The organism is Mycobacterium liflandii (assembly GCF_022354805.1).
Classification (GTDB): Bacteria; Actinomycetota; Actinomycetes; order Mycobacteriales; family Mycobacteriaceae; genus Mycobacterium; species Mycobacterium marinum.
Map to the genome: position 1 here is coordinate 5,229,245 of NZ_CP023138.1, position 17,515 is coordinate 5,246,759.

Genomic DNA, 17,515 nt, shown 5'->3' on the forward strand with positions numbered 1-17,515 from the left:
GTCAGCAAAGCGTTAGCCTTTATGGGGCGAGACGTTCCGAACCGCCGGGGATGTGAAGCGCCCCGCCAATCCGGGGCTGGAAGAAGTCGCAGGCGTCGCGCGTTGGCGCTTGCAGGACGTTTAGAACAAGGAATTGAGGCGAACAGCGGCCGTGGCCAACATAAGTTCACCATTCGGACAAAACGAATGGCTGGTCGAGGAGATGTACCGCAAGTTCCGCGACGACCCTTCGTCGGTCGATCCAAGCTGGCACGAGTTCCTGGTTGACTACAACCCCGAGTCGACTCAGGAAGCGACGGAACCCGCCGTGGAAAAGCCCGCCGTAGCCCCGGCGAAGCCCGCCGCCGCTCCGGCGAAGCCCGCGCCCGCACCGGCGCCCGCCAAACCCGCCGCCGGCCCGCCCGCGGCGGGTAACGGCTCGCCCGCCGCGGCACCCAGCGCCAAGCCAGCCGCGGCTCCAGCAAAGGCTCCCGCACCGCCACCCGCCGAGGGCGACGAGATGCAGGTGCTGCGCGGCGCCGCCGCGGCGGTGGTGAAGAACATGTCCGCATCGCTGGACGTGCCGACCGCAACCAGCGTCCGCGCGGTGCCGGCCAAACTGTTGATTGACAACCGGATCGTCATCAACAACCAGCTCAAGCGCAATCGCGGCGGCAAGATCTCGTTCACGCACCTGCTGGGCTACGCCCTGGTGCAGGCGGTCAAAAAGTTCCCCAACATGAACCGGCATTACCTCGATGTCGACGGCAAGCCAAACGCGGTCACGCCGGCGCACACCAATCTGGGCCTGGCTATCGACCTGCAGGGCAAAGACGGCAAACGCGCGTTGGTGGTGGCCGGGATCAAGCGGTGCGAGACCATGCGGTTCGCGCAGTTCGTCACCGCCTACGAGGATATCGTGCGCCGGGCCCGCGACGGCAAACTGACCGCCGAAGACTTTTCCGGCGTGACGATTTCGCTGACCAACCCCGGAACCATCGGCACCGTGCATTCGGTGCCGCGGCTGATGGCCGGTCAGGGCGCCATCATCGGTGTCGGCGCCATGGAATACCCGGCCGAGTTCCAAGGGGCCAGCGAGGAGCGCATCGCCGAACTCGGTATCGGCAAGCTGATCACTTTGACCTCGACGTATGACCACCGCATCATCCAGGGTGCGGAATCCGGCGACTTCTTGCGCACCATCCACCAGATGCTGCTCGCCGACGAGTTCTGGGACGAGATCTTCCGCGAGTTGAGCATTCCCTACTTGCCGGTGCGCTGGCGCCCCGACAACCCGGACTCGATCGTCGACAAGAACGCCCGGATCATCGAGCTGATTGCCGCCTACCGCAACCGCGGTCACCTGATGGCCGACATCGATCCGCTTCGCCTGGACAAGACCCGCTTCCGCAGTCACCCCGACCTGGACGTGTGCACCCACGGGCTGACGCTGTGGGATCTGGACCGATCGTTCAAGGTCGGCGGCTGCTTTGCCGGACCGCAGAACATGAAGCTGCGCGACGTGTTGTCGATCCTGCGCGACGCCTACTGCCGTCATGTCGGCGTCGAGTACACACACATCCTCGAACCCGAACAGCAGCAGTGGCTGCAGCAACGCGTCGAGGCCAAGCATGTCAAACCGACTGTGGCCCAACAGAAATACGTGCTGAGCAAGCTGAACGCCGCCGAGGCTTTCGAAACGTTCCTGCAGACCAAGTACGTGGGCCAGAAGCGTTTCTCACTCGAGGGCGCCGAGAGTGTCATCCCGATGATGGACGCCGCGATCGACCAGTGCGCCGAGTACGGCCTGGACGAAGTGGTCATCGGCATGCCGCACCGCGGCCGGCTCAACGTGCTGGCCAACATCGTCGGCAAGCCGTACTCGCAGATTTTCAGCGAGTTCGAGGGCAATCTGAACCCGTCGCAGGCGCACGGCTCCGGCGATGTGAAGTATCACCTCGGTGCCACTGGCGTCTATCTACAGATGTTCGGAGACAACGACATTCAGGTGTCGTTGACCGCCAACCCGTCACACCTGGAAGCCGTGGACCCGGTGCTCGAGGGTCTGGTCCGGGCCAAGCAGGACCTGCTCGAACATGGCGAGACCGACACCGAGAATCAACGCGCTTTCTCGGTGGTGCCGATGATGCTGCACGGCGACGCCGCCTTCGCCGGACAGGGCGTGGTCGCCGAGACACTGAACCTGGCGAATCTGCCTGGTTACCGTGTTGGCGGCACCATCCACATCATCGTCAACAACCAGATCGGCTTCACCACCGCGCCCGAGTACTCGCGGTCCACCGAATATTGCACCGACGTCGCCAAGACAATCGGGGCACCGATCTTCCACGTCAACGGCGATGACCCCGAGGCATGCGTGTGGGTGGCCCGGCTGGCGGTGGACTTCCGGCAGCGGTTCAACAAAGACGTCATCATCGACATGCTGTGCTACCGCCGGCGCGGACACAACGAGGGCGATGACCCGTCGATGACCAACCCGCGGATGTACGACGTCGTCGACACCAAACGAGGGGTCCGCAAGAGCTACACCGAAGCCCTGATCGGCCGTGGCGACATCTCGATCAAGGAAGCCGAGGACGCGCTGCGCGACTACCAGGGCCAGCTGGAGCAGGTGTTCAACGAGGTCCGCGAGCTCGAGAAGCACGGTGCCCAACCCAGCGAATCCGTCGAATCCGACCAGATGATTCCGGCGGGGCTGGCCACCGCGGTGGACAAATCGCTGCTGGCCCGCATCGGCGACGCGTTCCTGGCCGTGCCGGACGGGTTCACTACCCATCCACGGGTCCAGCCGGTGCTGGAAAAGCGCCGGGAAATGGCCTACGAAGGCAAGATCGACTGGGCCTTCGCCGAATTGCTGGCGCTTGGTTCGCTGGTCGCCGAAGGCAAGCTGGTGCGGTTCTCCGGGCAGGACACCCGGCGCGGCACCTTCTCGCAGCGTCATTCGGTGATCATCGACCGCCACACCCGCGAGGAATTCACCCCCCTGCAGCTGCTGACCACGAACAAGGACGGCAGCCCGACCGGCGGCAAGTTCCTGGTTTATGACTCACCGCTGTCGGAGTACGCGGCGGTGGGCTTCGAGTACGGCTACACGGTGGGCAACCCCGACGCCGTCGTGCTGTGGGAAGCGCAGTTCGGCGACTTCGTCAACGGCGCGCAATCGATCATCGACGAGTTCATCAGCTCCGGCGAGGCCAAGTGGGGCCAGCTGTCGAACGTGGTGCTGCTGCTACCGCACGGGCACGAGGGGCAAGGCCCCGACCACACCTCCGGGCGCATCGAACGCTTCCTGCAGTTATGGGCGGAGGGCTCGATGACCATCGCGATGCCGTCGACTCCGTCGAACTACTTCCACCTGCTGCGCAGGCATGCTCTCGACGGGATTCAGCGCCCGCTGATCGTCTTCACGCCCAAGTCGATGCTGCGCAACAAGGCCGCGGTCAGTGACATCAAGGACTTCACCGAGATCAAGTTCCGCTCGGTGCTCGAGGAACCCACCTACGAGGACGGCGTCGGCGACCGCAACTTGGTGAACCGAATCCTGCTGACCAGCGGCAAGATCTACTACGAGATGGTGGCCCGCAAGGCCAAGGACAAGCGTGAGGACGTGGCGATCGTGCGGGTCGAGCAACTCGCTCCACTGCCCAGGCGCCGGCTGCGCGAAACGCTGGACCGCTACCCCAACGCCAAGGAGTTCTTATGGGTGCAGGAGGAGCCGGCCAACCAGGGGGCGTGGCCACGGTTCGGCCTGGAGCTGCCCGAGCTGCTGCCCGAAAAGCTGAGCGGCGTCAAGCGCATTTCCCGCCGGGCCATGTCGGCACCGTCATCAGGTTCGTCGAAGGTGCACGCCGTCGAACAGCAGGAGATCCTGGACACCGCGTTCGGCTGAGGACATGCCGCCCGCGACCTGCCCACCATGGGCTGGACGTGCTCCCGGCGTCAGGAGTCCGGCTGAGGGCCGGCTCCCGTTCTCACCCCTACTAACGAGGACCGCCGGTACCGGTTAACCTCGATCACAAGTGGGCTGACGCGAGGAAGGGTGTTCATGGAGGGCTTCGCCGGGAAAGTCGCCGTCGTTACCGGGGCGGGATCGGGTATCGGGCGGGCGCTCGCGATCGAGTTGGCCCGGTCCGGTGCCAAGCTAGCGATCAGCGACGTCGACACCGAAGGATTGGCGCAGACCGAGAAGCTGGTGACGACGCTCGGCGCTGAGGTCAAGACCGATCGACTCGACGTGACCGAGCGTGAGGCATTCTTGGCCTACGCGGACGCGGTCAACGAGCACTTCGGCAAGGTCAACCAGATCTACAACAACGCCGGCATCGGCCACACCGGCGATGTCGAGGTCTGCGCGTTCAAGGACATCGATCGGGTGATGGACGTCGACTTCGGCGGCGTGCTCAACGGCACCAAGGCGTTCCTGCCCTATCTGATCGCCTCAGGAGACGGCCACGTCATCAACGTTTCGAGCGTGTTCGGGTTGTTCTCAGTTTCTGGACAGGCCGCCTACAACGCGGCCAAGTTCGCGGTGCGCGGCTTCACCGAGGCGCTGCGCCAGGAGATGATCCTGGCCGGCCATCCGGTCGGGGTCACCACCGTGCACCCGGGCGGCATCAAGACAGCGATCGCCCGCAACGCCACCGCCGCCGAGGGACTGGATTCCGACGAACTGGCCAAGATGTTCGACAAGCGGGTGGCCCGCACCAGTCCGGAACGAGCCGCCAAGATAATCCTGGGGGCGGTCCGCAAGAACAAGGCCCGCGTGCTGGTCGGCCCGGACGCCAAAGCCCTGGACATCGTGGTGCGTCTGACCGGTTCTGGATATCAGCGGCTGTTCATGCCGGTGCTGGGCCGGCTGGTGCCGGCCTCGCACCGCTGAGGTCTGCGGGCCCCGCGCTTAGGACGGTGAAACCGCTCAACGCCCCAGCGGATGCTCGCCCAGCCAACCGGCGGCCACCGCCTGCGGGTCCGCACCCCCGGCAACCTGGCGGCGCATGTCCACCAGCGCCGCGGTGTCCAGCACACCGCCCACCTCGTTGACCGCCAGCAGCTGACGTTCGTTGAGCGCGTTGCGCCGATACAGCGGCACCACGTTCTCGGCCCTGATCAGCGCGGGCTTGCCGTCGGTCAGCATGACCAGGCCGGCGGGAACAGCGGGGTTGGCGGTGCTGGTCCATGCGGCGGTCAGCCGTCCGTCGCGCAGCCGGGCGAACATCGCGGCACCGTCGGGAAATTCACCCGCCGCGGGCAGCCGGCACGGGCCCACCATCGCCGGGGTGGCGCCGCCGCCCAGCTTCCCGACCACCAGCCCGTCGCAGTGGCGCGCCAGCACGGACAGTTCGCTGCTCCCCCACCCGTCGGCGGTGGCTTGGGTGATCATCAGTGCGGGTTTGTCTTCGGCGGCGGTGGCGTAGTCACCAGCGGCAATGCCTTCCGGCAGCGCCGAGACCATGGCACGGTAGACCTCTTTGTCAGAAAGCGCCGTGGCGCTTGGCTGTAGCGCCCGCAAGACCTCACCGGTGAAGGCGGGGACCACGGTAAAGTCACCGGAGTCCAATTTCGCCATCGGGTCGGCGGCGGTTGCGGCCCGCGCCGGGAATCCGTATGACCGCAGGGCCGCGACGTAGATGTCGGCCAGCAGCGTCGACTCGGAGTCGGCCGTGGCTCCGACCACCAGCTCCGCGGCGCCGCGACGGTCGCCACTCCCACAACCGGCGACCACAAGCGCCGCCGTCAGCAGCAGCGCGGCCAGCCTGCCGATTTTCACACCCGGGTGCCTCAGACGTCGGAAGCGATCGCCACTGCGGCGGCGACGGCTTCCCCGACCCGGGGATCCAACGGACTCGGAACGATCTTGTCGACCGCGAGATCGTCACTGACAACCGAGAAGATCGCCTCGGCGGCGGCAACCATCATCCGTTGGGTGATCCGGCGCGCACCGGCATCGAGCGCGCCACGAAACACCCCGGGGAACGCCAGGACGTTGTTGATCTGGTTGGGGTAGTCGCTGCGGCCGGTAGCCACCACCGTCGCATACGTGGCGGCAATATCGGGATGTATCTCCGGGTCCGGGTTAGACAGCGCGAAGACGATGCCGCCGGGAGCCATCGTGGCAATCAGTTCTTCGGGAATCAGGCCGCCCGACACCCCGAGGAACACATCGGCCCCGTCGAGCGCTTCGGCCATACCGCCGGTGAGGCCACGGGGGTTGCTGCGCCGGGCCAGGTCGAGTTTCACGCTGTTCATGTCGCCGCGCGAGGTGTGCAGAATGCCGCGCGAGTCGAGCACGGTGATGTCGAAGACCCCCATGGCAAGCAGCAGGTTGGTACACGCGACGCCGGCGGCTCCGGCGCCGGAAACCACCGCCCGCAGCGAGGTCATGTCTCGGCCAAGCAGCTTGCTGGCACCCATCAGCGCGGCCAGCACGACGATCGCAGTGCCGTGCTGGTCATCGTGCATGACGGGGCAATCCAGCGCCTCGATGACCCGGCGTTCGATCTCGAAGCAGCGCGGTGCGGAGATGTCCTCGAGGTTGACCGCGCCGAAAGTGGGCCGCAACCGCACCAGGGTTTCAACGATCTCGTCGGGATCCTTGGTGTCCAGCACGATCGGGATCGCGTTCAAGCCACCATAGGCCTGGAACAGCGCGGCCTTACCTTCCATTACTGGCAGCGCTGCGGCCGGCCCGATGTCGCCGAGACCCAGGACCGCGCTGCCGTCGCTCACGACGGCAATCAGCCGGTTGGCCCAGGTGTAGCGGGCGGCCAGAGCCGTTTCGGCGGCAATCGCCCGACTGACCTGCGCCACCCCCGGGGTGTAGGCGATCGACAATGCGCGCTGGGTGTCCAGCGGCGCCTTGAGCGCTACCGAAAGCTTGCCGTCTACGTGGGCCCGGAAGATCTCGTCGTTGTCGATGACAACCTGCGGGCTCAGTGAGGATGGGCTACTCAGGGCTTTCGCTGGTTTCAGCGCTGAAGTCGCGGTATCTGGCACCGCCCTAGGGTACTGGCCGCATAGGCGAAACTATCCACTGGCCACGTTATGCCTGATCAGAGATCGATAGTCGGGAGAGCCGGCGCGCGGGGCCGAAACGGCAACACCGGCCACGTCGGGTGATGCCTACCCCGTCATGGCCGGTGCTGCGCGAAGAACTAGATCAGGCCGAGCTCGGTGACCGCCTTGCGCTCGTCGGCCAGTTCAGCGGTCGTCTTGTCGATGCGACCGCGGGAGAATTCGTCGATCTCCAGGCCCTTGACGATGCTCCAGTTGCCGTCCTTGGTGGTGACCGGGAACGAGGAGATCAGGCCCTCGGGCACACCGTAGGAACCGTCGGAGAGGACAGCCATCGAAACCCAGTCGTCGGCGGGGGTGCCGAGCAACCAGGAACGGGCTGCGTCGACGGTCGCCGACGCGGCCGAAGCGGCCGAGGATGCGCCGCGCGCGTCGATGATCGCCGCACCACGCTTGGCGACGGTCGGGATGAAGTACTCCTCGATCCACGCCTGGTCATTGACCACCTCGGCCGCGTTCTTGCCCTTGACTTCGGCGTGGAAAAGGTCGGGGTACTGGGTGGCCGAGTGGTTGCCCCAGATGGTCATCTGCTTGATGTCGGTGACCGCGACACCGGTCTTGGCGGCCAGCTGCGAGATCGCGCGGTTGTGGTCCAGGCGGGTCAGCGCCGAGAACCGCTCCCGGGGGATGTCGGGGGCGTTGGTCATCGCGATCAGGGCGTTGGTGTTGGCCGGGTTACCGGTCACTCCCACGCGGATGTCGTCCGCGGCGACCTCGTTGAGCGCCTTACCCTGAGCGGTGAAGATCGCGCCGTTGGCCTCGAGCAGGTCGCTGCGCTCCATGCCCGGACCGCGCGGACGCGCGCCGACGAGCAGGGCCAGATTCGCACCGTCGAAAATCTTGTTCGCGTCCGAGCCGATCTCCACGCCGGACAGCAGCGGGAACGCACAGTCGTCAAGTTCCATCACGACGCCCTCGAGCGCCTTGAGCGCCGGCTCGATCTCGAGCAGGCGGAGCTCGATCGGACGATCCGGGCCCAGCAGCGAGCCGCTGGCCAGGCGGAACAACAGGCTGTAGCCGATCTGGCCGGCGGCACCGGTGACGGCAACCTTGAGGGGACTTGCGCTCACGTCGGGGTACTCCTTATGGAGAAGTCTGCATATTGGGGTTTGGGTTTCGGGTCGAAACTAGCGCACCCGCACCGACCCGGAGTATCCAGACCCATGCCGATACCTCCGGTCCCACGTTGACGTGCCGAAACGGCGTAGCATGGAGCACCGCCCGGTCAAACCTGCACTGCGATCGGAGGTGACATGTTCCAGGGATTTGACGCGCTGCCCGAATCGCTTAGGACCGTCGCACGACCTCGACCACAACAGACTGATGCCGAGCCCGCGCCGCGGGCCCAGACATTGGTCGACTGTGGCGTCTACGTCGAAGGTCGGCGAATACCCGGCAAGTATGAGTACGCCGATGCCTTGAACGAGGTGCGCGAGATCGAACTGGCGGGCCAGGAAGCATTCGTCTGGATTGGGCTGCACGAGCCCGACGAGAAACAGATGCAAGACGTGGCCGATGTTTTCGGTTTGCACCCGCTGGCGGTCGAGGACGCCGTGCACGCCCACCAGCGGCCCAAGCTGGAACGCTATGACGAGACGCTGTTCCTGGTCTTGAAGACCGTGAACTACGTTCCGCACGAATCGGTGGTGCTGGCCCGCGAGATCGTCGAGACCGGCGAAATCATGATCTTCGTCGGGAAGGATTTTGTGATCACCGTGCGCCACGGTGAACACGGCGGCCTGTCGGAAGTGCGCAAACGAATGGACGCTGACCCCGAACATCTGAAGCTGGGGCCCTTCGTGGTGATGCACGCCATCGCCGACTACGTCGTCGACCACTACTTGTCGGTCACGTCTTTGATGGAAACCGACATCGACAGCATCGAGGTAGTGGCCTTCCAGCCGGGCCGCAAACTCGACGTAGAACCGATCTACCTACTAAAACGCGAAGTGGTGGAACTGCGCCGGTGCGTGCACCCGCTGTCGGTCGCCTTCGGGCGCATGCAGACCGACAACAAAGATCTGATCTCCAAAGAGGTCCGGCGCTATCTGCGCGACGTCGCCGACCACCAGACCGAGGCCGCCGAGCAAGTTTCCAGCTACGACGAGATGCTCAACTCGCTGGTGCAGGCCGCACTGGCACGGGTCGGCATGCAGCAGAACATGGACATGCGCAAGATCTCGGCCTACGCGGGCATTATCGCGGTGCCCACCATGATCGCCGGCATCTACGGGATGAACTTCCATTTCATGCCAGAGCTGGATGCATGGTGGGGCTACCCCGCAGTGATCGGCACCATGGCCATCATCTGTCTGATCCTCTACCGCAGCTTCCGGCACCGAAACTGGCTGTGAACGCTCAGTTGACCGACGAGTGAGCCACCGGCAGCGCAGCCGAATGCGGCGATGACCCGTGCGGCCGATGCCATAGTCGTTTGCGTTCGAGGATCGGCAGCACGCCCTCACCGAACCAGTAGGCCTCTTCCAGATGCGGATATCCGGACAAGATGAAGTGGCTGATTCCGAGCCGGGCGTACTCGATGATGCGTTCGGCGACCTCTTGGTGCGAGCCGACCAGGGCCGTCCCGGCTCCCCCACGCACCAATCCCACACCGGCCCAGAGGTTGGGCGCGATCTCGAGTTGATCGAGGACGCCCCCATGTAGCTCGGCCATCCGTCGCTGTCCCTCGGACTCACTGCGCGCCAGATTGGCCTGCATCCGTTCGATGTCGGCGGGATCGATTCCGGCCAGCAGCCGGTCTGCCACTCGCCACGCCTCTTCGGCGGTATCTCGGGTGATCACATGGATGCGCAGTCCGTACGACAGCGCCCGACCATGGTCGGCGGCCAGACCCCGGATCCAATCGATCTTCTTGCCTACCGCGCTGAGGGGCTCACCCCAGGTGAGATAGGTGTCGGCGTAGCGGGCCGCCACTGCCCCGGCGCTTTCCGACGAGCCGCCGAAGAACACGGGCGGCGGCGGGTCGGGCAGGCGCCCCAACTGAGCCTGGTGCACGTGGATGTGCTCGCCTTCGAAGGTGACCGGTTGACCGGAAGCCCAGAGTTGGCGAACCACGTGCAGGAACTCCCCGGTGCGGCGGTAGCGCTGTTGCTTGTCCAGGAAGTCGCCGTAAGCGCGCTGCTCGTGTGCCTCCCCGCCGGTGACGACATTGAGCAGCAGCCGTCCCCCCGACTGCTGCTGAAAGGTCGTGGCCATCTGCGCGGCCAAGGTCGGGCTGACCAGTCCGGGCCGCAGTGCTACCAGGAATTTCAACGTTTCGGTGGTCCCAACCAGCATCGCCGTGGTCAACCAGGCGTCCTCGCACCACAATCCGGCCGGCGTCAGGACCGCCTCGAAACCGTTGCTCTCCGCCGCGCCCGCAATCTGATTCAAATACCGCAGGGTCGCAGGCCGATTGCCCGACATCGGCAGACCATGCCCGCCGGCGACAAGCCCGCGTGAATCGCCGTAGGTGGGCAGGAACCAATGAAATGACAGTGCCATGTACCTAGTTCTCCTAACTTCGATCGACCCATGCTGGCTTAGCCAGCCGGCGTCGTCACGATTTCAAATCTGTACGGATGCAATCCGAATGGGCGTCAGCGATGCCGCCGGCACGGGATATTCGGCACGGTTTGCTCGACCCGGCGCATCGGGTTGTCTGAGATGCCAAGCCCTGCGGCCGGTAACGCCGGCGCCGCGCCCGCGCCGACATCAGGGTGGATCACTTCGTCTGGCACGCCGGTTACCCGCATCTTTGCGCACAGGCAGGCATCGGCACGCCCGGTTGGAACGCCCGCGCCGCGACGGTCGCGTTCCTGGCGACCGCAACCCGGCGCCGGCGACGGACCTCGTAGGTGGCCAGAATGAGCACCAGGGTTACCCCGCTCATCAGGAACTGTGACCGGGTGGCCGACAACGCCGCCATCGCCAGGATCACGCTGGCCATCAGGGCGATGGTGGCGTAACTCAACCACGGGAAAAGCCACATCTTCAGCCGCAACCCCCCGGGGTCTTCACGTTCGGCGCGGCGGCGCAGGATCACCTGCGAGATCGCGATGATCAGGTAGACGAAAAGCGCTACCGCACCGTAGGAGTTGACCAAGAACTCGAATACCACATCGCCCCAGACGTAGGTCGCAACGACCGACGCATAGCCGACGGTGGTACCCAAGATGATCGCTCGCCGCGGCACGCCGCTGCGGGAAAGCTTGGTGAAAAACCGTGGTCCGTCACCGTGGATGGTCAGGGCAAACGCCATCCGCGAAGTGGTGTACAACGCCGAATTCAGGCAGGACAGGACCGCAGTCAGAACGATCGCGTTCATGACCGTGGTAACCCCGGGAATGCCGATGACCGCGAGCGCGGACGCATACGGGCTCACCCCAACGCTTTTGGTGTTCCACGGCACCACGGCGACTACGACCAATATGGACCCGACATAGAAGGCGATGATGCGCGCGACGATCGATTTCATCGCTCGCGAAACCGCGCGCTCCGGCTCGGCGGACTCCGCGGCGGCCACCGTGACGATCTCGGCACCGGTATAGAACGCGACGCACGGCACCACGGCGGCCAGCATCGCGCCCCAACCCAGTGGCGCGAAACCACCGAAGTCGACCAGCTTGCCCAATCCGGGTGTGGCAGAGGGCCATAATCCCATGGTCCACAACAACCCCAGACCCAGAAAGACAACTACCGCGATCACCTTGATGGACGAGAACCAATATTCGAATTCGCCAAAAGACCTGGCCGACACCAGATTCGTTGCGGTCAACGCCAACAGCAAGCCAAGGCTGAGCACCCATAGCGGAATCTGCGGCACCCACAGTTGCAGGATGCGGCCGCCCGCGACGGTTTCCACCGCGACCACGACAACGAAGAAGTACCAATACATCCAGCCGGTCACGAAGCCCCCGCGCGGGCCTAACGCTTGGCGCGCATAGACGTAGAAGGACCCGACCACAGGCTGAGACGCCGCCATCTCGGCCAGCATCCGCATGATCAACATCGTGATCAGACCGGCGATGAGGAAGGAGATGACCGCCGCGGGTCCGGTGCCGGCAATCACCACCCCGCTTCCGACGAACAAGCCCGCTCCGATGACCCCACCCAGTGCTATCAAGCTCAGATGACGCTGGCGCAGGCCCTTGCCCAACGCGATCTCGTGCTCGGTATCCGCACCTGCCATGTTGCCTCCATCGGATCCCCTGCGCACGGAACGAATCCACGCGGCCAGGTTTTGAGGAAAGCTGTCAAGATTGGCCGGGCTAGACAACCCATCGGCTCATGTCGCGCGAAACTCCGCGACCGCCGGACCTGCCGGCCAGGCGCCCGGGTGCTGGCGTTTTGGCAGTTCAGCGCGGGTCAGGGCCCGTTGACCCGCGTCGGGCATCGCCGACCCGCGGCAGCCTCCTGTGGCGGATCTAACTGCTGATCAGCGCCGAATTCCGGGTCCGCGCCCGGCAGGGTCAGCCGGGTTGGGCGGCCTTGCGGTGCGGGTCCAGCACATCCACCCCATCGTTGCGCCACGCCTGGCGCATGGCCTCAGCGCCCTTGAGCCGCACCCAGGCCGCCTCGGTCGCGGTGATGGGCGTCGCGCAGAGAAACTGCACCGGGTCGCGCGGTTGCTGCTGCGGCAGATCCGGGATGTCGCTGCGGCCCAGCAAGACCGCGGTGAAAGCGACCCGCTCCGATGGGCGTGCCCACAACGGGGTGCCGAGATCGATCAACGCGTCCGCGACCAGCACCACGCCGTCGACCGCGGGGGTCGCAGCCAGTATCGCGATGCTGCGCGCCAGACCGCTGGCCGGCTCCGGATTGCGCAGGCTCAGCACAACTTCGGCGCGTGGTCCACGGTGGGGATCGGCGACCAGCTGGGTCGGATCGTTCATCGACTGACGCGAACACCCTAGCGACACATAGTGGACCAATCCGCTCGCCGCGGAGCGGAACCGAAGTACCTCGATCGGATCAGCGCCCAGAAACGTCACACTCGCCGTGTCGGGCTCGGACTCGAAGTAGCCGTGCAGGTGAGTGCGCACCTGGTCCAGAATCTGGGTCACTGGACCGCAGCGATCGGGTTGGTCAGGTTGGCACCCGTGTCGGCATCGAAAACGGTGAGCCTGGTGGTGTCGAATGCCAACTCGATCGGCCTCCCCAAGGTCGCTCTGGATTCGGCAGAAACCCGTGCCACGAAACGATTTTCGATCACTTCCGAGTCTCCCTCCAGGCCTGCCAGCTCGTCGAGCTGAGCCGAGTGCACATCACAACCCGCGGTCGAAAAGTACACGTACTTGTCCGAGCCCAGTGACTCCACCAAGTCCGTGTTGACCTCGAAAGTCAGCGCCCGAATACGTTGGTAGGCATCGATCAATGCGGCGTCTTGGATCTGCTCGGGCCGGATTCCGACGATGATGTTCGCGGGTCGAGGATGCTGGGCAATCACTTGCTGGACTTGCGGATCCAAGGTCACCTCGCCAAATGGCAGGGTCAGCCCCGTCGGCGTCAGAACCGCTGGGAAGAAATTCATGGCCGGTGAGCCGATGAACCCGGCTACGAACAGATTGGCCGGCCGTTCGTACAGCTCTTGGGGAGTGCCGATCTGTTGTGCCGCGCCGGCGTGCATGACCACAACCCGATCGCCCAATGTCATGGCCTCGGTCTGATCATGGGTGACATAGACCGTGGTGGTGCCCAGCCGCTTCTGCAGCCGGGCGATCTCCCCACGCATCTGGACCCGCAACTTGGCATCCAGGTTCGACAGCGGTTCGTCCATCAGGAACGCCTTGGGATGGCGCACGATTGCCCTGCCCATGGCGACGCGCTGGCGCTGGCCGCCGGACAGCTGCGACGGTTTGCGATCGAGAAAGCTGGTCAGATCGAGGATCTTCGCCGTCTCTTCCACTTTCTGCGCAATCGCCGCCTTCTTCATCTTGGCCAGCGTGAGGGGAAAGGCGATGTTTTGTCGCACCGTCATATGCGGATACAGCGCATAAGACTGAAAAACCATGGCGATGTCGCGGTCCTTGGGCGCCTTCTCGTTGACCCGCTCGCCGCCGATCCGCAGTTCCCCCGAAGAGATATCCTCAAGGCCGGCAATCATGTTCAGCGTCGTGGTCTTACCGCAGCCGGAAGGTCCTACCAGGATCAGGAATTCGCCATCGGAGATGGTGATGTTGAGGTCTCTTACCGCCGTGTGGCCGTCGGGGTAGCTCTTGTTGACGTGCTCGAGCACTATCTCGGCCATTGCGCTACCCCTTCACAGCGCCAGAGGTCAACCCGGCGACAATCCGTCGTTGGAAGATCAGTACGAAGACGATAATCGGCACCGTGATCACCATCGCGCCCGCCGCGATCGATCCGGTCGGTTCCTCGAATTGAGAGCTACCGGCGAAATTGGCGATCGCAACCGGTGCGGTGATCGATGCTTTGGTCGCGGTCAGCGACAGCGCCAGCAGCAGATCGTTCCAGGCGAAGATGAACACCAGAATCGCGGCCGTCACCAGCCCGGGCGCGGCCAGCGGCACAATCACCTTACGAAACGCCTGATACGGTGTCGCCCCGTCCATTTGCGCGGCCTTCTCCAGGTCCCATGGAATCTCCCGGAAGAACGCCGACAGCGTGTAAATGGCCAGCGGCAGTGCGAAAGTGATGTAGGGCAGGATCAGTCCGGGCCAGGTGTCAAACAGCCCGATCCGGCGTTCGATGTTGAACAACGGGGTCACCAGCGAGATCGCCGGAAACATGGTGATCAGCAGTGTGACCCCGACGAGCAGTCGTTTGCCCGGAAAATCGAGCCGCGCGACGGCATAGGCCGCCATGGCACCGAGCAGCACCGCTATCACGGTGGTGGTCAATCCGATCCCGATCGAGTTGATCAGCGCCGAGCTGAACAGGTCTCCGCCGAAGACGCCGCGATAGTTGTCGAGGGTGACCGACGACGGAATCAGTCTGCCGTCCTTGACCGTTGATGTCGGCTTGAGCGACAGGCTCAAGATCCACAGCACCGGGAGCAGGGCGTAAACCACGACCATGGTGTCGATGGCCACCCAGAACGTTCGCCGCCCGCTACCCGTCGACACGGTCCCAGTCTCAGCGCGCATCGGTGACACCACCTGGCGCAGAATGGAATTGATGGGCGCCGAACAGCGTGATGAAGACAACCGCAATGAGAGTGACACAACCGAAGATCAACACGCTGATCGCCGAGCCGAGGCCCACATTGAATCCCTTGAACAGGTTGTCGTAGCCCAGAATCGATACCGACGCGGTGTCGTTGTCGCCCCCGGTTAGCACGTAGATGTTGTCGAAAATCCGGAAAGCGTCCAGGGTGCGGAACAACAGCGCCACCAGCACAGCCGGTTTGATGAGCGGCAGAATGATCTTGGTCAGTCGTCGCCAGGCTCCCGCACCGTCGACCTGCGCCGCCTGCAAAAGGTCTTCGGGAACCATGGCCAACCCGGCCAGAAGCAGCAGCGACATGAACGGCGTGGTCTTCCATACCTCGGCGATCACGACGATGCCCAGCGACGGAATCTGCTGGGTCAGTGGCGCAATCCCCTGCGGCAGCAAGTTCGCCAGATAGCCGGTGCCCGGCGTCCACGCGTAGTACCAGCTGTATGACGCGACCACCGTGACGATTCCGTAGGGAACCAGCACCGCCGTACGCACCAATCCTTTGGCCACCAGGCTGCGGTGCATCACCAGTGCCAGAGCCAGGCCCAGCACGAATTCGCACGCTACCGAGACCACCGTGATGGCGGCGGTCACCGCAAGAGCCGTCCACCAATAGCGGTCGACCAAGATGGTCTGGTAATTGCCCAAGCCGATGAACCGGGTTTCGTTCGGGGTGGCCAAGTTGTTGCGCTGCAGACTCAGCCACATCGCGTAGCCGATGGGATAGCCGATCACCAGCAGCATCAATATCGTCGCGGGCGCCACCAGGGCGAACGCCAGGCGCCGTTCCGCACGGCGTCCCCTGGAGCGCAGGAAGGCGGTCACGGAAGCAGGCCCTTGCCGTCAATGGCCTGCTGGACCTGCGCGGCGAGCTTGTCGGCCGTCCGTTCCGGGTCGATCTCGGTGACCGGACTCAGTTCCGCCGACAACCGCAGCGACACGGCCTGATAGACCGGCGTCGCGGGCCGCACTGCGGCCTCGGTGAGCTGCTGACGAATGATCCGGTACATCGGATACTTCGCCTGAAACTGTGGATCGGCGTACAAAGACGTCCGCACCGCCGGCAGACCGCCTTCGATGGCGAGACGTTTCTGGCTCTGCGGGTCACGCAAGCACCTGACGGCTTCGAACGCTTCCGCTTTGTGGCGACTCGTGCTGGCCACCGCCAGGTTCAGCCCGCCGATGGTCACCCTGGCCGGCTGTCCCGGTAATACCGCGGGATAGGGCGCAAAGCCAAACACCTTCTGGCTGGCCAGATATGCGATGCGGAACTGCTCGTCGGTAGGCACAAACGTCCCGACGTCGTTGATGCTGCCGGCCAGTTCGGGAAGCCGGTCAAGCGGCAGGAATGGCACGCCCCCCTTCACCGCGTTCTCGAGCATCGAGGCGAACACATAGGGCCAGTTGAGCTCGAGGGCCGCCTTACCCTGTTCGAAAGCCAACCGGGCCGTTCCCGCCTCGGCGCGCGTGATCGACGGGTCGGCTCCGGGCGCCGTCGCCACCGATTTGAGGACCCGCAGGGCCGCAACGGTTGCGGCGCGATGCGCGGGGGTATCGGTCAGGGTGACCCGGGTGCCGTCGTCGGAAAGCACTTGGCCACCAACGCTGCTCAGCACGGTGTTGAACCAGACCATCAAACCCTCGCCCTGGTTGGCCTGCACCGCGATCCAGGTTGGCTGACCGGCCGCACGCAGCCGACCCGCTTCCGCCACCACCGCGTTCCAGGTCTCCGGCGGTTGAGCAACCAAATCTGGTCTATACCAGAGTAATTGGGTATTGGTGGTGACCGGAGCGGCGTATAGCCGATGCTTCCAGGTGGCGGTCTTCAATGGACCCGGCAAGGTATCGATCGTCGCGTCCGTCTCGGCGAGTCCCGCCGGATCCTCCGACAGCGGCAGCGCCCACCCCGCTTCGGCGAACTCCGCGGTCCACATCACGTCCAAGCCCATCACGTCGAGGGTGCGGTCGTTTCCGGCCAGCCGCCGAGCGAGTTGCAGCCGCTGCTCATCGGGAGATCTGGGCAAGCCGACGTACGCGATGGTGTACCTGCCGGCGGCTCGTTCGCTACAGCGCTGCGCGACCGCGGCGAACGTGGTCGCATCGGCGGACGGCGTGTAGAAGCCGATTACCAGGCCACTGTTGCCGGACCGGCAGGCAGGCAGCGCCAACAGCGCCGATGCGATGGTCAGCGCCGCCAACACGGCCGTGCCCGGCGGCCACACCCGCCCGCGATGGCTGCGCGGTTGACCTGCGCGCATCCGGCGGG

At 64.7% G+C, this 17,515-nt stretch carries 13 protein-coding genes; 3 read left to right on the plus strand and 10 right to left on the minus strand.

Annotation, left to right across the window (positions count from 1 at the left end; genetic code table 11):
- Positions 1–151: 151 nt before the first annotated feature.
- Together CKW46_RS23175 and CKW46_RS23180 are read left to right on the plus strand one after the other, a co-directional pair.
- Entirely contained in the window at positions 152–3,889 is a 3,738-nt protein-coding gene (locus tag CKW46_RS23175) for a multifunctional oxoglutarate decarboxylase/oxoglutarate dehydrogenase thiamine pyrophosphate-binding subunit/dihydrolipoyllysine-residue succinyltransferase subunit (RefSeq protein WP_482052456.1), read from the plus strand.
- A 156-nt stretch (positions 3,890–4,045) separates the two neighbouring features.
- The gene (locus CKW46_RS23180) at positions 4,046–4,879 is read left to right on the plus strand and encodes an SDR family NAD(P)-dependent oxidoreductase (RefSeq protein WP_482052457.1); all 834 of its coding nucleotides are present in this window, start codon (positions 4,046–4,048) and stop codon (positions 4,877–4,879) included.
- 36 nt (positions 4,880–4,915) lie between these two features.
- Here the strand turns inward: CKW46_RS23180 and CKW46_RS23185 are convergent, their stop codons facing one another.
- The 3 genes from CKW46_RS23185 to CKW46_RS23195 all read right to left on the minus strand — a co-directional run bounded on the left by CKW46_RS23185 (position 4,916) and on the right by CKW46_RS23195 (position 8,141).
- On the minus strand, positions 4,916–5,767 hold the full coding sequence (locus CKW46_RS23185; protein WP_015356774.1) for a glycine betaine ABC transporter substrate-binding protein: 852 nt from the start codon (positions 5,765–5,767) through the stop codon (positions 4,916–4,918).
- Positions 5,768–5,778: 11 nt separating this feature from the next.
- A complete protein-coding gene (locus CKW46_RS23190; RefSeq protein WP_117435793.1) occupies positions 5,779–6,951 on the minus strand; it encodes an NAD(P)-dependent malic enzyme in 1,173 nt (390 codons plus the stop codon).
- A gap of 200 nt (positions 6,952–7,151) precedes the next feature.
- Positions 7,152–8,141, minus strand: coding sequence for a malate dehydrogenase (locus CKW46_RS23195; RefSeq protein WP_117435786.1), 990 nt, complete (start codon positions 8,139–8,141; stop codon positions 7,152–7,154).
- Positions 8,142–8,324: 183 nt separating this feature from the next.
- On the opposite strand from CKW46_RS23195, the gene corA reads away from it, so the two are divergent.
- The gene (corA, locus tag CKW46_RS23200) at positions 8,325–9,425 is read left to right on the plus strand and encodes a magnesium/cobalt transporter CorA (protein ID WP_012395772.1); all 1,101 of its coding nucleotides are present in this window, start codon (positions 8,325–8,327) and stop codon (positions 9,423–9,425) included.
- Between the two features lie 4 nt (positions 9,426–9,429).
- Here the strand turns inward: corA and CKW46_RS23205 are convergent, their stop codons facing one another.
- The 7 genes from CKW46_RS23205 to CKW46_RS23235 form a co-directional block, all read right to left on the minus strand.
- Positions 9,430–10,575, minus strand: coding sequence for an LLM class flavin-dependent oxidoreductase (locus tag CKW46_RS23205; protein WP_240274619.1), 1,146 nt, complete (start codon positions 10,573–10,575; stop codon positions 9,430–9,432).
- Between the two features lie 241 nt (positions 10,576–10,816).
- Entirely contained in the window at positions 10,817–12,262 is a 1,446-nt protein-coding gene (locus tag CKW46_RS23210; RefSeq protein ID WP_117435788.1) for an amino acid permease, read from the minus strand.
- Between the two features lie 280 nt (positions 12,263–12,542).
- Entirely contained in the window at positions 12,543–13,136 is a 594-nt protein-coding gene (locus CKW46_RS23215) for a suppressor of fused domain protein (RefSeq protein ID WP_015356777.1), read from the minus strand.
- Complete coding sequence (locus CKW46_RS23220; RefSeq protein ID WP_015356778.1) at positions 13,133–14,320, minus strand: ABC transporter ATP-binding protein; 1,188 nt, start codon at positions 14,318–14,320, stop codon at positions 13,133–13,135. Before CKW46_RS23220 ends, CKW46_RS23215 begins: the two co-directional genes overlap by 4 nt.
- A 4-nt stretch (positions 14,321–14,324) precedes the next feature.
- The gene (locus CKW46_RS23225) at positions 14,325–15,176 is read right to left on the minus strand and encodes a carbohydrate ABC transporter permease (protein ID WP_015356779.1); all 852 of its coding nucleotides are present in this window, start codon (positions 15,174–15,176) and stop codon (positions 14,325–14,327) included.
- Positions 15,166–16,074 (minus strand): carbohydrate ABC transporter permease, encoded by a 909-nt coding sequence (locus CKW46_RS23230; protein WP_015356780.1) that lies wholly within the window; start codon positions 16,072–16,074, stop codon positions 15,166–15,168. Before CKW46_RS23230 ends, CKW46_RS23225 begins: the two co-directional genes overlap by 11 nt.
- Positions 16,071–17,507: an ABC transporter substrate-binding protein gene (locus tag CKW46_RS23235; protein ID WP_020726234.1), complete on the minus strand. Its 1,437-nt coding sequence runs from the start codon at positions 17,505–17,507 to the stop codon at positions 16,071–16,073. The genes CKW46_RS23230 and CKW46_RS23235 overlap by 4 nt, the downstream gene beginning before the upstream one ends.
- Positions 17,508–17,515 lie beyond the last annotated feature (8 nt).